Source organism: Bradyrhizobium sp. 1(2017) (genome assembly GCF_011602485.2).
Taxonomy (GTDB): Bacteria; Pseudomonadota; Alphaproteobacteria; order Rhizobiales; family Xanthobacteraceae; genus Bradyrhizobium.
The window spans coordinates 6,604,758-6,622,967 of sequence record NZ_CP050022.2; the positions used below are offsets into that span (position 1 = coordinate 6,604,758).

General features: G+C 65.7%; 16 protein-coding genes. 6 read left to right on the forward strand and 10 right to left on the reverse strand.

Going from position 1 to position 18,210, the window contains the following annotated elements:
• Window positions 1-421: 421 nt before the first annotated feature.
• From HAP40_RS31350 to HAP40_RS31360, 3 genes are read left to right on the forward strand one after another with little or no spacing between them, the layout of a single operon-like run.
• A complete protein-coding gene (locus HAP40_RS31350) occupies window positions 422-1,636 on the forward strand; it encodes an ABC transporter substrate-binding protein (protein WP_166813981.1) in 1,215 nt (404 codons plus the stop codon).
• An 8-nt stretch (window positions 1,637-1,644) separates the two neighbouring features.
• On the forward strand, window positions 1,645-3,378 hold the full coding sequence (locus tag HAP40_RS31355; protein WP_166813979.1) for an FAD-dependent oxidoreductase: 1,734 nt from the start codon (window positions 1,645-1,647) through the stop codon (window positions 3,376-3,378).
• Between the two features lie 19 nt (window positions 3,379-3,397).
• Window positions 3,398-4,192 (forward strand): IclR family transcriptional regulator, encoded by a 795-nt coding sequence (locus tag HAP40_RS31360; RefSeq protein WP_166813977.1) that lies wholly within the window; start codon window positions 3,398-3,400, stop codon window positions 4,190-4,192.
• 181 nt (window positions 4,193-4,373) lie between these two features.
• Here the strand turns inward: HAP40_RS31360 and HAP40_RS31365 are convergent, their stop codons facing one another.
• The 3 genes from HAP40_RS31365 to HAP40_RS31375 all read right to left on the reverse strand — a co-directional run bounded on the left by HAP40_RS31365 (window position 4,374) and on the right by HAP40_RS31375 (window position 8,250).
• A complete protein-coding gene (locus tag HAP40_RS31365) occupies window positions 4,374-5,156 on the reverse strand; it encodes an SDR family NAD(P)-dependent oxidoreductase (protein ID WP_166813975.1) in 783 nt (260 codons plus the stop codon).
• 163 nt (window positions 5,157-5,319) lie between these two features.
• Window positions 5,320-6,585 (reverse strand): NAD(P)/FAD-dependent oxidoreductase, encoded by a 1,266-nt coding sequence (locus HAP40_RS31370; RefSeq protein ID WP_166813972.1) that lies wholly within the window; start codon window positions 6,583-6,585, stop codon window positions 5,320-5,322.
• 3 nt (window positions 6,586-6,588) lie between these two features.
• Window positions 6,589-8,250, reverse strand: coding sequence for a thiamine pyrophosphate-binding protein (locus HAP40_RS31375; protein ID WP_166813970.1), 1,662 nt, complete (start codon window positions 8,248-8,250; stop codon window positions 6,589-6,591).
• A gap of 226 nt (window positions 8,251-8,476) precedes the next feature.
• Here HAP40_RS31375 and HAP40_RS31380 point away from each other — a divergent pair, with 226 nt between their 5' ends.
• On the forward strand, window positions 8,477-9,166 hold the full coding sequence (locus HAP40_RS31380; protein WP_166819269.1) for an aspartate/glutamate racemase family protein: 690 nt from the start codon (window positions 8,477-8,479) through the stop codon (window positions 9,164-9,166).
• An 11-nt stretch (window positions 9,167-9,177) separates the two neighbouring features.
• Window positions 9,178-9,813 carry a TetR/AcrR family transcriptional regulator gene (locus tag HAP40_RS31385; protein WP_246741237.1) on the forward strand — a complete coding sequence of 212 codons (636 nt, stop codon included), beginning with the start codon at window positions 9,178-9,180 and terminating at the stop codon, window positions 9,811-9,813.
• A 107-nt stretch (window positions 9,814-9,920) separates the two neighbouring features.
• On the opposite strand, the gene HAP40_RS31390 is transcribed toward HAP40_RS31385, so the two are convergent.
• From HAP40_RS31390 to HAP40_RS31415, 6 genes are all read right to left on the reverse strand, one after another.
• Complete coding sequence (locus HAP40_RS31390; protein WP_166813966.1) at window positions 9,921-10,706, reverse strand: ABC transporter permease; 786 nt, start codon at window positions 10,704-10,706, stop codon at window positions 9,921-9,923.
• Complete coding sequence (locus HAP40_RS31395; RefSeq protein ID WP_166819268.1) at window positions 10,703-11,515, reverse strand: ABC transporter permease; 813 nt, start codon at window positions 11,513-11,515, stop codon at window positions 10,703-10,705. Before HAP40_RS31395 ends, HAP40_RS31390 begins: the two co-directional genes overlap by 4 nt.
• Window positions 11,516-11,583: 68 nt before the next feature.
• Complete coding sequence (locus HAP40_RS31400) at window positions 11,584-12,630, reverse strand: ABC transporter substrate-binding protein (protein WP_166813964.1); 1,047 nt, start codon at window positions 12,628-12,630, stop codon at window positions 11,584-11,586.
• Between the two features lie 22 nt (window positions 12,631-12,652).
• Window positions 12,653-13,960, reverse strand: coding sequence for an NAD(P)/FAD-dependent oxidoreductase (locus tag HAP40_RS31405; protein ID WP_166813962.1), 1,308 nt, complete (start codon window positions 13,958-13,960; stop codon window positions 12,653-12,655).
• Between the two features lie 16 nt (window positions 13,961-13,976).
• Window positions 13,977-14,693, reverse strand: coding sequence for an HAD family hydrolase (locus tag HAP40_RS31410; protein ID WP_166813960.1), 717 nt, complete (start codon window positions 14,691-14,693; stop codon window positions 13,977-13,979).
• Window positions 14,694-14,728: 35 nt separating this feature from the next.
• Window positions 14,729-15,808, reverse strand: a complete 1,080-nt coding sequence (locus tag HAP40_RS31415; protein WP_166813958.1) for an ABC transporter ATP-binding protein — start codon at window positions 15,806-15,808, stop codon at window positions 14,729-14,731.
• Window positions 15,809-16,019: 211 nt separating this feature from the next.
• On the opposite strand from HAP40_RS31415, the gene HAP40_RS31420 reads away from it, so the two are divergent.
• Window positions 16,020-16,958, forward strand: coding sequence for a LysR family transcriptional regulator (locus tag HAP40_RS31420; protein WP_166813956.1), 939 nt, complete (start codon window positions 16,020-16,022; stop codon window positions 16,956-16,958).
• Window positions 16,959-17,007: 49 nt separating this feature from the next.
• Here the strand turns inward: HAP40_RS31420 and uxuA are convergent, their stop codons facing one another.
• On the reverse strand, window positions 17,008-18,198 hold the full coding sequence (uxuA, locus tag HAP40_RS31425; RefSeq protein ID WP_166813954.1) for a mannonate dehydratase: 1,191 nt from the start codon (window positions 18,196-18,198) through the stop codon (window positions 17,008-17,010).
• Window positions 18,199-18,210: the final 12 nt, after the last annotated feature.

Genomic DNA, 18,210 nt, shown 5'->3' on the forward strand with positions numbered 1-18,210 from the left:
GGCAATTGTTCGCTCTCGTGCCCCGGACGCTGCGCAGCACGACGTGATGCGCTGCAGAGCCGGAGCCCATTTCGCCGAGCGGTCCGTGCGGCATGGGTCCCGGCTCTGCGCAGCAGCGCAAGAGCGCTGCAGCGCGTCCGGGACACGAGAGTGTTGAGTGCCGGTGCTTCCGCACCCGTCATTGCGAGGAGCCCTTGCGACGAAGCAATCCGGACTGTCTCTGCGGAAACATTCTGGATTGCTTCGCTGCGCGCGCAATGACGGGCGTTGAGGCAGTTGCGCATATTTCGCGAAATCGTCTCGGCGGCGACGGAACCCCCTCGTCTCGCGCTATTCGCCATTGACAAACTAGTTTGCCAATATCTAATTTGCCCTCAGAATAACCCGCCGTGCCAAGCGGCCAGTATGAGAGGGAACGACAATGAAAGGGCTTCTGGCCTGCGCCATGCTCGCGGCCATGACTTCGACAGCCATGATTTCATCAGCGACTGCGCAAGTCTCCGACGACGCGGTGCGGATCGGCGTACTGACCGATCTGTCGAGCTGGGGTCGCGACAATAGCGGGCCGGGCTCGGTCGAAGCCGCAAAGATGGCGGTGGAGGAGTTCGGGCCGACCGTGCTCGGCAAGCCGATCGAGATCATCAGCGCCGACCACCAGATGAAGACCGACGTCGGCGTGCAGATCGTGCGCGGCTGGTTCGACAACGGCAAGGTCGACGCCGTCGTCGACATCCCCAATTCCGGCATCGCGATCGCCGTCCACAACATGGTGCGCGAGCGCGGCAAGGTTGCCCTGCTCTCCGGCCCCGGCGCGAGCTCGCTCACCGACGAGCTGTGCAGCCCGAACACCGTGCATTTCACCTACGACACCTATGCGCTGTCGAAAGTGACGGCCTCCGCCGTGATCAAGGAAGGCGGCAAGTCCTGGTACTTCATCACCGCCGACTACGCCTTCGGCCAGCAGCTCGAGAAGGATGCAACGCGCTTCATCAACGAGATGGGCGGCAAGGTGCTCGGCGGCGTCAAGCACCCGACCAACACCGCGGACTTCTCCTCCTTCGCGCTCCAGGCGCAGAGCTCGAAGTCCGACGTGGTCGCCTTCGCCAATGCCGGCCAGGACACCGACAACGCCATCAAGCAGTCCGGCGAGTTCGGCCTCGTCCAGGGCGGCCAGAAGCTGGTCGGCCTGTTGATGTTCGACACCGACGTGCACGCGATCGGCCTCAAGGCCGCACAGGGCACCTACATGACCACGGCCTCCTACTGGGCCATGGACGAGGCGACGCGTGCCTGGTCGAAGAAGTTCTACGAGCGCACCAAGGTGATGCCCACCATGATCCAGACCGGCGTGTACGGTTCGGTGCTGCATTATCTCAAGGCCATCAAGGCCGCCGGCACCGACGAGTCCGCCAAGGTGATGGCCAAGATGCGCGAGCTGCCGATCGAGGATACATTCGTCCATGGCGGCAAGTTGCGCGAGGACGGCCGCGTCATCCGCGACATGTATCTTGCCAAGGTGAAGAAGCCGGAGCAGTCGAAGGAGCCGTGGGATTATCTGGAGATCGTCAAGACCGTGAAGGGCGAGGACGCCTTCCGCCCGGTCTCCGAATCCAAATGCCCGCTCTTGAAGAAGTGAGGTGAGCGATGACCGGCAGCGAGCATAGCGCAATTGAGACTTACGAGTGCGACGTGCTCGTGGCCGGATCGGGTTGCTCCGGCATGTCGGCCGCGATCACCGCGCGCCATCGCGGCCTCGACGTCCTGATCGTGGAGAAGGAGCCGCGCTTCGGCGGCACCACCGCCCGCTCCGGCGGCTGGCTGTGGATTCCCGGCACGTCGCTGGCAAAGGCCTACGGCATCGAGGAAACGCCTGAACGGGCCCGCACCTATCTGCGGCACGAGGCCGGCAACAATTTTGATGCGGCACGCGTCGATGCATTTCTTTCGGCCGGGCCAGAGGCGGTCGATTTCTTCACCAGCAAGACCGCGCTGCGCTTCGACATGCCGCTGGTGTTTCCCGACTATCACGCCGAGGCGCCCGGCGGCGCACAGGGCGGCCGCTCCATGGTGACGCGGCCGTTCGACGGCCGCGAGCTCGGCGATCGGATCAAGACGCTGGGCATGCCGCTGCCGGAGCTCACCGTGTTCGGCATGATGCTGGGCAGCGGCAAGGAGATCATTCACTTTATGCGGGTGACGAAGTCGCTGGCCTCCGCGGCCTATGTCGCCAAGCGTCTGTCGAGGCACCTGATGGACGTGCTGAGCTATGGCCGCGGCATGACGCTGACCAACGGCAATGCGCTGGCCGGACGACTGGCGAAATCCGCGCTCGATCTGAATATCCCGATGTGGCTGTCCGCGCCGGTGCGCGAGCTGACGGTCGAGAACGGCACTGTCACCGGAGCCATCGTTGCGCGGGAGGGACGCGAGGTGCGCGTCCGCGCACGCCAGGGCGTCGTGCTCGCCTGCGGCGGCTTCCCGCATGACGTCGCGCGGCGCAAGAAGATGTTCCCGCACGCGCCGACCGGCAACGAGCACTATTCGCCCGGGCCCACCGGCAATACCGGCGACGGCCTGCGGCTCGCGGAAAGCGCCGGCGGCCGCATCGAGGACCGCCTGCCCAACGCGGCAGCCTGGGTCCCGGTGTCGCTGACCACGCGCAAGGACGGCTCCAAGGGCGTGATGCCGCACTTCATCGATCGCGCCAAGCCCGGCGTGATCGCGGTGATGCGCGACGGCAGGCGCTTTGCCAATGAGGGCAATTCCTATCACGACTTCGTCCAGGCCATGATCAAGGCCGCCAAGCCCGGCGAGGAGATCGCCGCCTATCTCGTCTGCGATCACAAGACGCTGCGCAAATATGGCCTTGGCTGCGTGCCGCCCTTCCCGATGCCGCTCGGTCACCACTTGAATACCGGATACCTCCTGCGCGGCGAGACCCTGGAAGCGCTCGCGGCCAAGGCCGGCATCGATGCGAAGGCCTTCACCGAGACGGTCAAGCAGTTCAATGCGACCGCGCCACTGGGACACGATGCCGCCTTCGGCAAGGGCTCGAAGGCCTATAACCGCTATCAGGGCGACGCGATGCACGGTCCGAACCCCTGCATCGCACCGATCGAGAACGGTCCGTTCTACGCGATCAAGATGGTGATCGGCGATCTCGGCACCTATGCCGGCATCGTCACCGACGAGAACGCGCGGGCGCTCGATGCCGAAGGCCGGGTCATTCCCGGGCTCTATGCTGCCGGCAACGACATGGCGAGCATCATGGGCGGCAACTATCCCGGCGCCGGTATCACGCTTGGGCCGGCGCTGACCTTCGGCTACATTGCCGGCAGACATCTCGCCGACAGCGCCGCCAAGCGCAACGCGGCGTAGGCCACACGCCAGGAGGCGCATGAAGAGGGAAAGCCGCGGCATCCAGTCGATCGAGGTCGGCGGCGAATTGCTTCGCGCGCTCGCAAGGAGCGGCGAGCCGATGATGCTGCGCGACCTCGCCCGCGAGGCTGGCATGACACCGGCCAAGGCGCATCCTTATCTCGCCAGCTTCTCGCGCATCGGCCTGATCGAGCAGGATGAGAGTACCGGCCGCTACGAGATCGGCGCGCTGGCGCTCGAGCTCGGCCTGATCAGCCTGCGCCGCCTTTCCGGCGTGCGTATCGCGCGGCCGAAGATCGCGGCCCTCGCAAGCCAGATCGGCCACGCCGTCTCGCTCGCGGTCTGGGGCACGCACGGTCCGACCGTGGTGCAGCTCGAAGAGCCGGCCCAGCCGGTCCACATCGTGATGCGCGCCGGCTCGGTGATGGCGCTGCTGGAGACCGCCACGGGCCGCGCCTTTGCCGCATTCCTGCCGGAGAAGACGATCAGCGCTGCGCTCGAAAGCGGCCTCGACCGTCACGGCGTCGGCTACAATCCGAAGCGCGCCGTGAAGGGTGCAAAGGTCGCCGAGATGCTCGCGGAGGTGCGCAAGCACGGCCTCGCCCGCGCGCTCGGCGATCCCCTGCCCGGCGTCAACGCGTTCTCCGCGCCCGTGTTCGACCATTCCGGCCATGTCGCGCTGGTCATCACCGCAATGGGGCCGGAAGGCACGTTCGACGCGCGCTGGGACAGCCCGATCGCCCATGCCCTACGCGATTGCGCGGGTGGGATTTCGAAGCGGCTGGGCTACGGGATGACGGTTGCGGCGGAGTGAGGGGTAGTTTTGCGTCGTCCTGGCGAAAGCCAGGACCCATTACCCCAGGGAGCAGTCGTCGCCCGAGCTGGTAACCACGAGTCTTCGCCAAACCACGTCTTGTGGTAATGGGTCCTGGCTTTCGCCAGGACGACATCGAAGGCGTAGCAGCAGCTCGTTCCCACCGCGCTTTCGTGCCCCTCTACTTGTCCTTCACCGGCACCGTGTAGTTCAGGATCAGCCGGCCGCCGTCCGGATAGATCGTTTGTCCCGTGATGTAGGAGGCATCGTCGCTGGCAAGGAACGCCACGACCGAGGCGACCTCGCTCGGCTCGCCGCCGCGGCCGGCCGGCGTACGCGACATCACGGTCTTGCGGGCATCCTCCGAGGTGTAGATGGACGACGCCACCATGTCGGTCAGGATCGTGCCCGGCCCGACCGCGACGACGCGGATATTGTGCGGGGCGAGCGCGACGGCAGCGACCGAGGTGAGCTGCTTCATGCCGCCCTTCGACATCGCATAGGTCGCAAGCGCCGGGATCGCCAGCAGCGCGTTCACTGAGGACATGTTGATGATGACCCCGCCGCCGCTACCTTGCGCGATCATCTGCCTCGCGGCCGCCTGCACGCCGAAGAACGCGCCTTTCAGGTTGATGCCGATGATTTCGTCGAATTCCTCTTCCGAAATCTCGAGGATGTCCCTGTTGCGGGCGACGCCGGCATTGTTGACCATGATGTCGAGCCGGCCGAAGTCCTTCACGGCGGTCGCGACCAGCTGATCCACATCGGCGCGCCTGGCGACATTGCCGGTGATGGTGCGCAAGGCATCCGGCCGCCCGAGCTCGGCCGCCGTCGCCGCCAGGCCCTCCGCATCGACATCCGAGATCACGACCTTGACGCCGTCGTCCAGGAATCTCTTCGCGCAGGCCTTGCCGATGCCGCGCGCCGCGCCGGTGATGGCGGCGACCTTGCCGGATAGTTTCATGGGTTCGCTCCCGAATAGCTGCTCGCAGCAGGCCCGCGCCGGGTGAGGATTCGCGCTGGGGCCGCCGCGACGCCGAGATGAGCACGGAACCGGCTCTTGATAAAGGCGGCATCGGCGATCACGGAATCAACGCCGTATTGCCTGGCCGGGTCGCGCTGCGGTCTCAGAGGAAACGATCGGGTGCGAAGGGGCCGAGCGGAATCTCCGGCGGCTTGCCGCTCAGCAGCTGGGCGACGAGACGGCCGGTCCGGGCCGAGCCGACCAGGCCGACATGGCCGTGGCCGAAGGCATAGACGATATCGCGCGAGGCCCGCGCATAGCCGATGCAGGGCCGTCCGTCAGGCATGCTCGGCCGATGACCGAACCAGGTTTTTATGCGCGAAGTCGGGATGTCCTTCGGCAGCTTGGGAAACATGCTGATGAGGTGGTTGCGCAAAATCTCGGCCCGCTTCCAGTTCGGCGCGGCCTCCAGGCCTGCGATCTCGACCGTGCCGGCGGCGCGCAAGCCCCTGTCGGTCCAGTTCACCACCATCTTGGCATCCGACGCCATCATCGAGCTGCGCGGACCCGATTCCGGATTCTCGATCATCACATGGTAGCCACGCTCGGTCTCGAGCGGAAGCGGGTCGCCGACCGATGCGGTGAGCTGCTCCGACCTCGCGCCTGCCGCGACCACCGCGGCATCGCAAGCGATCTCTCCGGTCTCGGTCAGGACGGCGACGAGCTTGCCGCCGTCGAGCTTGAGGCCGGTTGCCTTGGCCCGCACGTGCTTCACACCGCTGGCGAGCGCGTGATTGGCGAGCGCCGCGACATAGGCCCCGGGATTGCGACAGCGACCGGCCTCCTCCACCACCACGCCAAAGGTGTAGCGCGGATGCAGGTCCGGCTCGCGCTGACGCATCTCATCGGCGTTGAGCTCCAGCCATTCGACGCCGACCTTCTTGCGCAGCCGCCAGCCGAGATCGTTGTCGAAATTGCCGCGCGAGGGGAAGACATGCATCACGCCGTTGCGCTCGATCAGTTCGGGCACGCCCGCCTCTTCGGCGAGCTTCCGATGCAGCAACGGCGCATCCTTCAGCAGATCACGCAGCGCGAACGCCGTCGTCTCGACGCGCGCCTCGGTCCAGCCCGAGAGCAGATACTTGATCAGCCAGGGCAGCGCTTTCGGCAGGTACGACCAGCGGATCGCGAGCGGGCCGAGCGGATCCATCAAATAGCCCGGCACCTTCTTCCAGACGCCGGGCTCGGCCGGCGGAATCACCGAATGGGACGACAGCCAGCCGGCATTGCCATAGCTCGCCGCCTGCTCGCCGCCAGGATCGCCCGGATCGATCAGCGTGACGCGATGGCCCTCGCGCAGCGCCTCGATGGCGCTGATCACGCCGACCGCGCCGGCGCCGATGATCGCGACGTGGCGGCCGGCCGGCATCGCCTAGGCCTTCACCGCGGGCGCAAAGTCCTTGCCGACCGAGATCGCGCGCGGATCGATGATGCAGTGGAGGATCGACGGCTTGCCCGAGGCGACCGCACGCTCGAACGCCGGCGCGAATTCTTCGGTGCGCTCGACGCGCTCGCCATGGCCGCCGAACGCCTTCGCGTACATCGCAAAGTCGGGGTTCTTGAGCTGGGTGCCGACGACGCGCCCGGGATAGTCGCGCTCCTGGTGCATGCGGATGGTGCCGTATTGCGAATTGTCGATGACGATGACGACCAGGGGTGCATCATACTGCACGGCGGTCGCGAATTCCTGGCCGTTCATCAGGAAGCAGCCGTCCCCTGCGAACGCGACGACGGTTCGATCCGGATATTGCCGTTTCGCCAGCACGCCTGCCGGCACCCCATAGCCCATCGAGCCCGAGGTCGGCGCGAGCTGCGCGGCGAAGCTGTGGAAGCGGTGGTGGCGATGGATCCAGCCGGCGTAATTGCCGGCGCCGTTGCAGACGATGGCGTCCTTCGGCAGGCGGTCGCGCAGCCAGGTCATGACCTGGCCGTACTGGAACGTGCCCGGCAGCTCGCGCGCCTTGTCGGTCCAGGCGATGTAATCGGCATGCGCCTTCGCCGCCTCGCCCTTCCATGCAACCGCGCCGGCCGGCTTCAGCGTCTCGACGGCGGCGGCGAAGGCGGCCGGCGTCGCCTGGATCGCGAGGGCCGGCTGATAGACGCGACCGAGCTCTTCGGAACCCGGATGAACGTGGATCAGCTTCTGCTGCGGCGTCGGAATATCCAGCAGCGTGTAGGACGAGGACGGCATCTCCGACATGCGGCCGCCGATGAGCAGGATGACATCGGCGCCCTCGATCCGCGCCTTCAGGCCCGGGCTCGGCCCGATGCCGAGATCGCCGGCATAATGCGAATGATCGGCGTCGATCAGCGAGGCCCGGCGGAACGAGGTTGCGACCGGCAGGTCGAACCGCTCGGCAAAGCGCGCGATGCTCTTGGTCGCCTCATCGGTCCAGCGCGAGCCGCCGAGAATGACGAGCGGCGCCTTGGCGGTGGCGAGCATGGCGCCGAGCTTCTCGATGTCGGCCGGCGCGGGCCAGCTCACGGCGGGCTCGATGCGCATGGCATCGGCAACGGCGGCGGTCTCGGTCAGCATGTTCTCCGGCAGCGCGATCACCACGGGACCGGGGCGGCCCTGCATGGCGACACGAAAGGCGCGCGCGACCAGCTCCGGAATGCGGTCGGGGCGATCGATCTCAACCGCCCATTTCGCCATGGGGCCGAACACCGCCTTGTAGTCGAGCTCCTGGAAGGCCTCGCGCTCGCGCATGCCGGTGTCGACCTGGCCGACGAACAGGATCATCGGCGTCGAATCCTGCATCGCGATGTGGACGCCGTGGCTGGCATTGGTCGCACCCGGGCCGCGGGTGACGAAGCAGACGCCCGGCCGGCCCGTGAGCTTGCCATAGGCTTCGGCCATCATCGCAGCGCCACCTTCGGCGCGGCAGATCACGACGTCGATCGGGCTGTCATGCAGCGCGTCGAGGGCGGCCAGATAGCTCTCGCCCGGCACGCAGGTGACGCGCTCGACCCCTTGCGCGACCAGCTGGTCGATCAGGATCTGGCCCCCGGTGCGGGTGTTGCGAATGGTCATGACGGCTCCCTCAAGGCTCTGGCGATGCACTCTTATTCGGGAACTGGCGTAGGACAGGCCGAGAGAGCACGCAAGATCGAAAGGCTTCTCGCAGCCTGCGCAGGGCTCATGCCCGTCCCTGCCGTTTGCACTACAGCCCGTGCAGCGGCCGCTCCCTGGACTGGAGATGGCGAGCTTCGACGTCTTCGTCTACGATCCGGCCGAACCACTCGTCTGGAGCACCGGAATGCAAACCATCGGCCTGATCGGAGGCATGAGCTGGGAGAGCACCGCACTCTATTACAAGCTCATCAATGAGCGCGTCCGCGACCGCATAGGCAAGCTGCATTCGGCTCCACTGTTGATGTACTCCTACGATGTTCAGGGGATCAAGGAGATGCAATATGCCGGCCGCTGGAGCGAGGCGGCGGCCAGCCTCGCGGAGGTGGCACGGCGCCTCGAAAGCGCCGGCGCGCGTGCGATCGTGCTGTGCACCAACACGATGCACAAGCTGGCTCCCGAGATCGTCTCCGGCGTGACCGTTCCGTTCATCCACATCGGGGATGCAACGGCGCAGCGGATTCGGTCGAAGGGGCATCGGCGGGTCGGGCTGCTCGGCACCAAATTCACCATGGAGGAACATTTCTACGTCGATCGGCTGCGCGCGCATGATCTCGACGTCCTGGTCCCTCCCGCCGACGCGCGCGCCGACGTGAACCGCATCATCTACGATGAGCTGTGCCTTGGAAACGTCGCCGCCGACTCGCGCCGTCGCTATCGGGAGGTGATGGCAGCGCTCGTCGCCGCGGGTGCGGAGTGCATCATCCTCGGCTGCACCGAGATCACGATGCTGGTCGGCCCGGACGACACCTCCGTCGAGACCTTCGACACCACCGCGATTCACGCCGAGACGGCGGCCGATTTCGCCATCGGATGACGCGCGAACGCATGCCGCTGCCATCGAAGCGCACCAACGATCCCGAGCGCACCAAGCGCGACATCCTCGAAGTGGCGATGGCCGAATTCGCCTCGGAGGGCTACTCCGGCGCACGCGTCGATGCGATCGCCGCCCGGACCCGCACGTCGAAACGGATGATCTATTACTATTTCGGCGGCAAGGAACAGCTGTACTTGGCGGTGCTGGAGGAGGCCTATCGCAGCATCCGCGCGCTGGAGGACCAGCTCGACATCGAAAGCTGCGACGCCCGCGAGGGACTGCGCCGGCTGATCCAGGCTACCTTCGACCATGACGAGCGCAACCCGAACTTCATCCGCCTCGTCAGCATCGAGAACATCCACCACGGCAAGCATCTGAAGCAGAACCTGCAACTGCGCCAGCTCAACGCCAGCGTGATCGCGACCCTCGACGGCATCCTCAAGCGCGGCCGCAGCGAGGGCGTCTTCCGCGACGACGTCGACGCCATCGACCTGCACCTCGCCATCAGCTCCTACTGCTTCTTCCGCGTCGCCAACCGCTACACGTTCGGAACCCTGTTCGACCGCGATCTCAGCGAGCCCACGGTGCTGGCGAAGAGCCGCGCGCAGATCGTGGAGATGATCTTGGCGTGGCTGGCGAAGGGGTGATAACCAACGACGCAGCCCGGGACGACGACCTGTAGCCCGCATGAGCGAAGCGACATGCGGGATCAGCCGTCCCGGATATCGCTTCGCTCATCCGGGCTACGGCCCCCTCACCCGCCCTTCTTCTGCCGCGTGCTCGCCAGCAGCACCAGCATGAAGGAGGCCGCCGTCATCAGCGTCGAGATCGCGGCGATGGTTGGATCGATCTCGTCGCGCAGCGCGGTGAACATGCGCTTGGTCAGCGGCTGATACTGCCCGCCGGAAATGAACAGCGCGACGATGGTCTCGTCCATCGCCGAGATGAAGGCAAAGATGCCGCCGGCGACCACGCTCGACTTGATCTGCGGCAAGGTCACGGCAAAGAAGCTGCGCAGGCGGTTCATGCCGAGGCTGCGCGCCACCATCTCCTGCGCCGGATCGAAGCTCTGCAGGCCCGCCAGGACCGAGATGACGACATAAGGCAGGCCCAGCATCACGTTCGCCAGCACGAGACCGGGCATGGTCGCGACCAGACCGACCTTGGCGTAGACGAAGAAGATACCGACCGCGGTGATGATGATCGGCACCACCAGCGGCAACAGCAGTGTCATGTGGATGACGCGCATGATGCGCAACTTCGACTGGCTGATGGCATAGGCGGCGGCAACGCCACAGGGCGTTGCGATCACGACGGTGAGGAGCGCCACCGCAAGTGTCACGCGCGTCGCCTGCATCCAGGCCGGATTGCCGAAGTACTGCTGGTACCAGCGCAGCGAGAAGGACGGCGGCGGGAAGGTCAAAAAACGCGCGCTGGAGAACGAGATCGGAGCGATGATCAACACGGGCAGGATCAGATAGACCAGCACCAGCGCGCTGATCACGTAGAGGGCAATTCGTGCAGGCGAGGCACGCATCATTTCTGCCCCAACACGCGATCGAGCGAGATGAAGCGGCTGACGACGAAGAAGATCGCGAGCACGCTGACGAGCAGCACGACCGCGACCGCGCTGGCCGCACCGAACTGGTTGTAGAGCTCGACATTGCGGCTCACCAGCATCGACACCATCACCGTGCGGCCGCCGCCGAGCAGTTCCGGCGTGATGTAGAAGCCGAGGCAGAGCACGAACACCATGGTGCAGCCCGCGAGCACGCCCGGCAGCGACAGCGGCAGGAACACGCGGAAGAATGTGAGCGACGGGCTCGCACCGAGGCTGGCGCCGGCCTGCATCAGGTCGGCCGGGATCTTCTGCATGGTCGCATAGAGCGGCAGCACCATGAACGGCAGCAGGATGTGCACGGTCGCGACCACCGTGCCGAACGTGTTGTGGACCAGCGCGAGCGGTTCCGAGATCAGGTCGAGATAGCGCAGGAACTGGTTGATCACGCCGCTGCGCTGCAGCAGCGCCAGCCAGGCATAGGCCCGCACCAGCACGCTGGTCCAGAACGGCAGCACCACCAGCGACAGGATGAGGATGCTCCATCCCTTCGGCACCGAGTTGGCGAGATAGGCCACGGGATAGCCGAGCAGCAGCGCGATCAATGTGACCGCGAGGCTGATCTCGAAGGTCAGCGCGAAGCTGCGCCAATAGACGTCTTCGGTGAAGACGCGGCGATAATTTTCCAGCGTGAAGCCGTCATGATAGACCGATTGCCAGGCCAGCCAACCGACCGGCAGCACGATCAGCAGCAGAATGACGAGCAGCGCCGGCGACACCAGCGCCAGCATCAGGCCGTGCTCGCGGCGCTGATGCCTTTGCGATGGATCGGACACGGATGTCGTCAACGCCGCCTCGCTCACTTCTGCATGAAGGACGCCCAGCGCTTCTCGGCGGCCTCGCCGGCCGGCGAGGACCACCAGGCATAGGACATCAGCGCTTGCTTGGCCGCATTGGACGGCTCGCTCGGCAACTGCGCCGCGCGCTCGGGCTTGATCACGCTGGTCTCGAACGCCTTAGGGTTGCCGGGGCCGTAGTCGATGTGGAGCGGCAGATTGGCCTGGTGGACGGGATCGACGGCCTCGTTGACGAATTTAATCGCGGTCGCGAGATTCGGCGCGCCCTTGAGGATGCAAAGCGAGGTGCTTTGCAGGATGCCCTGATTGTAGGTGAAGGCCACCTTGGCGCCTTCCTTGGCCACGGCGCTGACGCGGCCGTTCCAGGCCATCTCCATGTCGACCTCGCCGTCATTGAGCAGTTGTGCCGACTGCGCGCCCGAGGTCCACCACACCGTGATGTGCGGCTTGATCTCTTCCAGCTTCTTGAAGGCACGGTCGACGTCGAGCGGATAGAGCTTGTCATGCGCAACACCGTCGGCCATCAGCGCGGCCTCGAGCGTTGCGATCGGGTGGTTGCGCAGCGCGCGACGCCCGGGGAATTTCTTGACGTCCCAGAAATCGGCCCAGCTGTTCGGCGCGTCCTTCGGGAACGTCTTCTGGCTGTAGGCGAGCACGCTGGAATAGAACTCGTAGGACACCGAATAGGGGCTGCGATAAGCCTCGGGCATCGCCGCGGCGTTCGGGATTTTCGAGAAGTCGAGCTTCTCGATCAGCCCCTGCTCGCCACCGCGCAGACAATAGCCGGTCGGGGTGTCCACGACGTCCCAGATCGGCTTGCCGCTGCCGACCTGCGTCTTGATCGCGGGCCAGGCATCAGGGATGGAATCCTGATTGATGGTGATGCCGAGCTTCTTGGCGGAGGGATCGAGGATCGCGACCGTCTGCGCCTGCTGATAGGCGCCGCCTTGCGAGACGAAGGTGATCTGCTCGGCGGCGTTCGCCGCGGTGCTCAATCCGATTGCGCCCAGCAGCGCGCAGCCCAATCCAAAATTCTGCTTCATCGTCATCCTCACCTCCTCCAAATAGATCTCACTGACCGATCGCATCGAGAAACTGGTACCAGCCGGCGACCATGCGCACCGCGGGCTCGCGCAGCGGATAGAACGGAATCGTCTTCATGCGCCTGACATCGAGCAGGCCGACCTCAGGCGTCTCGCCGCGCACGAAGGCGGCGAGATAGCGGCCCATCAGGCTCGACATTGCAACGCCGGCGCCGTTGTAGCCGAGCGAGACCAGCGTGCGGTCGTCGAGCCGGCCGATATGCGGCACCGAGTCCATCGTCATCGCGACGAGGCCCGACCATTTGTATTCGAGCGGGATTTCAGCGAGATCGGGGAAGATGCCGACCATCGCCTTGCGCAAGGCGTCGAAGGCGGCTTCCGAGTCCTGCTTGCCGAAAGCGCCGCGGCCGCCAAAAATCACGCGGTTGTCGACCATGCGGAACCAGCGCATCATGCGCTTGGTCTCGGTATAGGTGCGCCCGGTCGGCATCAACTTTCCGGCGAGATTGCGCGGCAGTTTTTCCGTCGCGACGATGGCGCTGCGGAACGGGATCAACGTGCGCTGCATCTGCGCGGTCGCGCCGGTGAGATCCGAATAGCTGTTGGTGGCGATGATCGCCTGCTTGGCCCGCACCGCGCCCCGCGGCGTCTCGGCGATGATGCCGCCGGTCTCGCGCCTGAGCTTGACAACCGGCGACTCCTGAAAGATCGGAACGCCGCGGCCCGCCACGCCATTGGCCAGGCCGCGCAGATAGTTCAACGGATGGATGCCACCCGAACCCGGATTGAGCACACCGCCGACGAAGATGTCGGAACCGGTCTCGTCGCGCACGCCGTTCTTGTCGAGAATGCGGACTTCTGCGGAGCCCATCTCGCGCGTCATCCAGTTGGCTTCGTCAATCGCCGCCTTCAGCGTCGTCTCATTGTGCGCGGCCTTGACCTGGCCGGTGCGCGTGAGGTTCGCGCTGGTGATGCCGAATTCGGAGACGAGCTCCTCAACCATGTCGGTCGATTCATGTGCGATCTCGTACATGCGCCGGGCCATGGCGCGGCCGTGCGCGGCATCGATCTCGCGGAACGAAAGGCGGAACTTTGCGGTGATCACGCCGCCATTGCGGCCGCTCGCGCCCCAGCCGGGGCGGTTGGCCTCGAGCACGACCGGCGACAGGCCGTCCTTGGCGATGTGATGCGCGGCCGAGAGCCCGGTGTAGCCCGCACCTATGATCACCACATCCGCCTGATGCTCGCCCGACAGCACGGGACAATCGCGCGCCGGCTCCGCCGTGGCAGCCCACAGCGAGTTGGCCGATGGCAGCGCGCTCCAGTCCCGTGTCATGCCCGCGCTCACGAATTTACGCCGCCGGCCCGATCGCCGCGTCGGCAAGCGCCTTCAGCGTCGGGAAATGGAAGTCCGGCTTGGTCAGCGTCTCCACGGCCGGCGTGCCGCCGAAACCGGCGATGCCCTGGCGGCGCTCGATCCAGCACACCTTGTAGCCGAGCTTCCGCGCGATCCCGATGTCGTGATACTGGCTCTGCGCGACGTGCAGGATGTCGGACTGCTTGTAGCCGAAAGCGGACTGACGGCCCTTGTTATAGGCGAAGAATTCCGGATTGGGCTTGGCCACGCCGGTGTCGTCGGCGCAGACCGTGTCGTCGAAGGGATTGCCGAGCGCATGCGCGTAGCAGGACAGCGCGACGCGATCGGCATTGGTCATCGCCACCAGCCGGAATCTCGTGCGCAGGCGCTTGAGCGCTTCGACCGAATCCGCGAACGGCCCCCAGCGCAGCACCGAGAGCTGGAACATCTCGCAGGCCGCATCGTCGGCGGGCAGCCCGAGCTCGTTGGCGAGATGGCGATAGACGTGGAACATCGCCTCGCTGGAGCGCTCATAGTGCTTGTCGCGGCCGCGCTTGTAGGGCTCGAAGATCTGGTCGTCGCTGAGCTCGGCTGGCGTCTTGCCCGAGATCTTGCGCACCGCGGAGATCACGCCGGTCTCGAAATCGATCAAGGTGCCGACGACGTCGAAGGTGAGAACCTTGAAGTTGCTGTACGCGGCTTGGGTCGACATGTCAGTTTCTTCTCTCGGTTGGACAAGGCTTGAGTTCAGTCCACCCTGGGCACGACGATGGTGTCCTCGGGGTGAAGGGTGACGGTGAGGCTGCCGCCGAGCGGCGGGATGCGGCCATAGGCCTGGTGGTAGCTCGGCTGGCGCAGGCTGAGCGCGATGCCGTCGGACAGCGCCAGGAAGATGCGCAGGCTCTCGCCCTGATAGACGATGTCGGTGACCGTCCCGGTCAGCCGGTTGCAGGCGGCATCCTGCGCGCCATCGTCGATCAGAACCTTCTCGCTGTGCACGGCGAGCATGAGGGCGTCGCCGTCGGGAATGGCGCGGGCACTGCGCAGCAGCGCATTGCCGAGCGAGACGCTGGAGGCATCGACGCGGCGAACGGGCAGCATCGTCGCCTCGCCGATGAAGCTCGCCACGAAGGAATCCGCGGGATGATCGTGCAGCCGCTCGGGCGCGTCGATCTGGATCAGCCGGCCGTCCTTCATCACCGCGACGCGATCGCTCATGGTCAGCGCCTCGCGCTGGTCATGGGTGACGTAGATGATGGTGGCGCCGATGCGCCGGTGCAGCGCGCGGAGCTCGATCTGCATGGATTCGCGCAGCTGCTTGTCGAGCGCGGAGAGCGGCTCGTCCATGAGGATCAGGCGCGGCTCGAAGATCATGGCCCGCGCCAGCGCCACGCGCTGGCGCTGGCCGCCCGAGAGCTGGGCAATGCCGCGCTCCTCATAGCCGCCAAGGCCGACCATCGAGAGCGACGCGCGTACCTTGTCAGGCCAGCCCGCCTTTGGCAGGCGGCGGGCACGCAACGGGAAGGCGACGTTCTCGCCGACGCTCATATGCGGGAACAGCGCATAGTTCTGGAAGACGACGCCGATGTCGCGCTTGTGCGGCGGCATGTAGGTAACGTCGCGGCCGCCGAAGAGAATTGTCCCTGTCGTCGGCAGAATAAAGCCGCCGAGAATGCCGAGCAGTGTGGTCTTGCCGGAGCCTGACGGGCCGAGCAGCGAAACGAACTCGCCGGCGCCGACATTGAGGGAGACGTCGTCGAGAGCGCGAACGGCGCCATACGCCTTGCTCGCGGACCTGATCTCGACGCTTTCCGCTCGTTTGTCCAACGATCGACCTCGCCTCTCCCTGGAATGGCGTGCCTCACTGCGCGCCATAAGCCTGCTTTATAGACAGGGAAACTGACGCACTTACGGTCGAAGCGTGCATCGCACCATCTCTTCTCTCGCAAGCCCTGTCTTTAGGCTGTCATGCCAATGACAACAGACTTGGCAAAACCCGGCAATTGCCAAATTCTCACCGGCCTCATAACATGACGTTATGCCCGAGCTGCGCCGCATGCTGCCGTCCAGCAACGCCCTCTTCGTCTTCGACGCGGCGGCGCGCAATGGCAGCTTCACGGCGGCCGCCGCCGAACTGAACGTCACCCAGCCGGCGGTGAGCCGCATGCTCGGCCAGTTCGAGGAGCATCTCGGCGTCCGCCTGTTCGACCGCAAGGCCGGCCGCGCGGTGCTCACCGAGGATGGCGAGTTGCTCTATCGCCGCGTGCTCGAGGGCTTTCGCAGCATCGAGAATGGCCTCATCGAGATCGAGCGGCGCCGCAAGGGCACCGAGACGGTGACGCTGTCGGTCTCCTCCGCCTTCACGACGCATTGGCTGATGCCACGCATCGACAAGCTCCAGAAGCAATTTCCGCAAATCGATCTGCGCTTCCAGCTCATCTCCGGCGCCCTGCGCGGGCCGGTGGAGAATGTCGATCTCGGCATGCGCTTCCGCGACCGCGACGAGCCGTCGTCCGGCGGCACGCTGATCATGAAGGAAGTCATGCTGCCGATGTGCAGCCCCGGCTATCTCGGCGAGACCGATCCTACCGAAGGCAACACCATCATCCGCCTCGCCGAGACGCCGGGCGACTGGGCCGCCGATTACGCATCGCTCCTCACCGGACGCCGCGGCGCCGCCAAGGGCTTGAGCTTCACCGACTACGCCGTCGTAGTGCAGGCCGCGCTGCTCGGCCAGGGCATCGCCCTCGGCTGGCTGACCGTTGCCTCGCACTGGCTCCTCACCGGCGCACTGGTGCCGGCCTCCGACAGGCTCACCACCACACGGCGCCTCTGTGAATTCCTGCCGCCGCGCAACCGCCCGATGCGCCCCATCGCGGCCGAGATCCGCGACTGGATCATCGCGCAGATGCGGAGCGAGATCGGCGCGATCGACCGGCTCTACCCGAAGCTCGGCGCGATGGCGGCGTGCTATTGAGCACGGAGCAAACTTCACGAGAAGTCGTCATGCTCGACTTGTCCCGCATCTATCGATGCCCGATCGCGCGGATCGCGCCGCGCAGTTCGGCAAGGCCGCGCAGGCGGCCGATCGCGGTATAGCCGGGATTGGTGCGCTTGGTCGCGGCGAGATCGTCGAGCATGCGGTGGCCGTGATCGGGGCGGAACACGATCCTCCTGTCCGGCGAACGCCTGGCGTTCTCCTTCAAGAGCGCCTTGAGCACCGCGACCATGTCGACATCGCCGTCGAGATGATCGGATTCGTAGAACGACAGGCCATCGGCCTCGCGCTTGGTGGCGCGCAGATGGGCAAAGGCGATACGCGGGCCGAAGCGCTCGGCCATGTCAGGAAGATCATTCTCCGCGCGCACGCCGAGCGAGCCCGTGCACAGGCAGATGCCGTTCGCCTTCGACGGCACGGCGTCGAACAGCGCCTGATAATCGTCCGCGCTGGAGGCAATCCGCGGCAGGCCGAACAGCGGCCGCGGCGGATCGTCCGGATGCAGCGTCAGTGAGACACCGAGCTGCTCGGCCACAGGCGCGACACGGCCCAAAAACTCGGCGAGATGCTGCCGCAGGATTTTTGGCGTGATGTCGCGATAGGTCTCCAGCCGGTCGCGGAATTGCGGGATCGTCATCGGCTCGGTGGTCGAGCCCGGGAGCGCGCTGGCGATCACCATGATGAGGTAATCGATGTCGGCCTGGCTCATCTTCTCGAACAGCGCTTTCGCGCGCGCCTGCGCTTCCGGCGAATACTCCTGAAGCGCAGCGAGGCGCTTCAGGATATGCAGTTCGAACGCGGCGAAGCGGTCCTGGTCGAAGCGCATGGCGCGGGCGCCGTTCGGCAGCTCCCATTCGAGGTCGGTGCGGCACCAGTCGACGACAGGCATGAAATTGTAGCAGATGATCCTGATGCCGGACGCGGCGACCGCTTCCAGGCTCGCGATCCACGCCTCGATCGACTTCGTCGCCTTGGCCCCCAGACGCTTGACGTCGTCGGGGATCGGAATCGATTCCACCACCGACCAGGTCAGCTTCGAGCGGCCGGGCTGGCCGTTCTCGATGAAGTTCTTGCGTTCCTCGACCGCCTTGCGCGTCCAGGCTTCTCCGATCGGCACCTGATGCAGCGCCGAGACGATGTCCGTCGCCCCGGCCTGCCTGACATCGTCGAGCGAGACCGGATCATCCGGTCCGTACCAGCGCCATCCCTCGAGCATCATCGAAAATCTCCC

Coding starts and splice junctions, on each gene's coding strand:
- HAP40_RS31400 (WP_166813964.1), bottom strand. CDS start 12,630: ATGACGATGAAGCAGAATTTTGGATTGGGCTGCGCGCTGCTGGGCGCA.
- HAP40_RS31355 (WP_166813979.1), top strand. CDS start 1,645: ATGACCGGCAGCGAGCATAGCGCAATTGAGACTTACGAGTGCGACGTG.
- HAP40_RS31360 (WP_166813977.1), top strand. CDS start 3,398: ATGAAGAGGGAAAGCCGCGGCATCCAGTCGATCGAGGTCGGCGGCGAA.
- HAP40_RS31370 (WP_166813972.1), bottom strand. CDS start 6,585: ATGCCGGCCGGCCGCCACGTCGCGATCATCGGCGCCGGCGCGGTCGGC.
- uxuA (WP_166813954.1), bottom strand. CDS start 18,198: ATGATGCTCGAGGGATGGCGCTGGTACGGACCGGATGATCCGGTCTCG.
- HAP40_RS31410 (WP_166813960.1), bottom strand. CDS start 14,693: ATGTCGACCCAAGCCGCGTACAGCAACTTCAAGGTTCTCACCTTCGAC.
- HAP40_RS31365 (WP_166813975.1), bottom strand. CDS start 5,156: ATGAAACTATCCGGCAAGGTCGCCGCCATCACCGGCGCGGCGCGCGGC.
- HAP40_RS31405 (WP_166813962.1), bottom strand. CDS start 13,960: ATGACACGGGACTGGAGCGCGCTGCCATCGGCCAACTCGCTGTGGGCT.
- HAP40_RS31385 (WP_246741237.1), top strand. CDS start 9,178: ATGCCGCTGCCATCGAAGCGCACCAACGATCCCGAGCGCACCAAGCGC.
- HAP40_RS31420 (WP_166813956.1), top strand. CDS start 16,020: ATGCCCGAGCTGCGCCGCATGCTGCCGTCCAGCAACGCCCTCTTCGTC.
- HAP40_RS31375 (WP_166813970.1), bottom strand. CDS start 8,250: ATGACCATTCGCAACACCCGCACCGGGGGCCAGATCCTGATCGACCAG.
- HAP40_RS31395 (WP_166819268.1), bottom strand. CDS start 11,515: ATGCTGGCGCTGGTGTCGCCGGCGCTGCTCGTCATTCTGCTGCTGATC.
- HAP40_RS31390 (WP_166813966.1), bottom strand. CDS start 10,706: ATGATGCGTGCCTCGCCTGCACGAATTGCCCTCTACGTGATCAGCGCG.
- HAP40_RS31350 (WP_166813981.1), top strand. CDS start 422: ATGAAAGGGCTTCTGGCCTGCGCCATGCTCGCGGCCATGACTTCGACA.
- HAP40_RS31380 (WP_166819269.1), top strand. CDS start 8,477: ATGCAAACCATCGGCCTGATCGGAGGCATGAGCTGGGAGAGCACCGCA.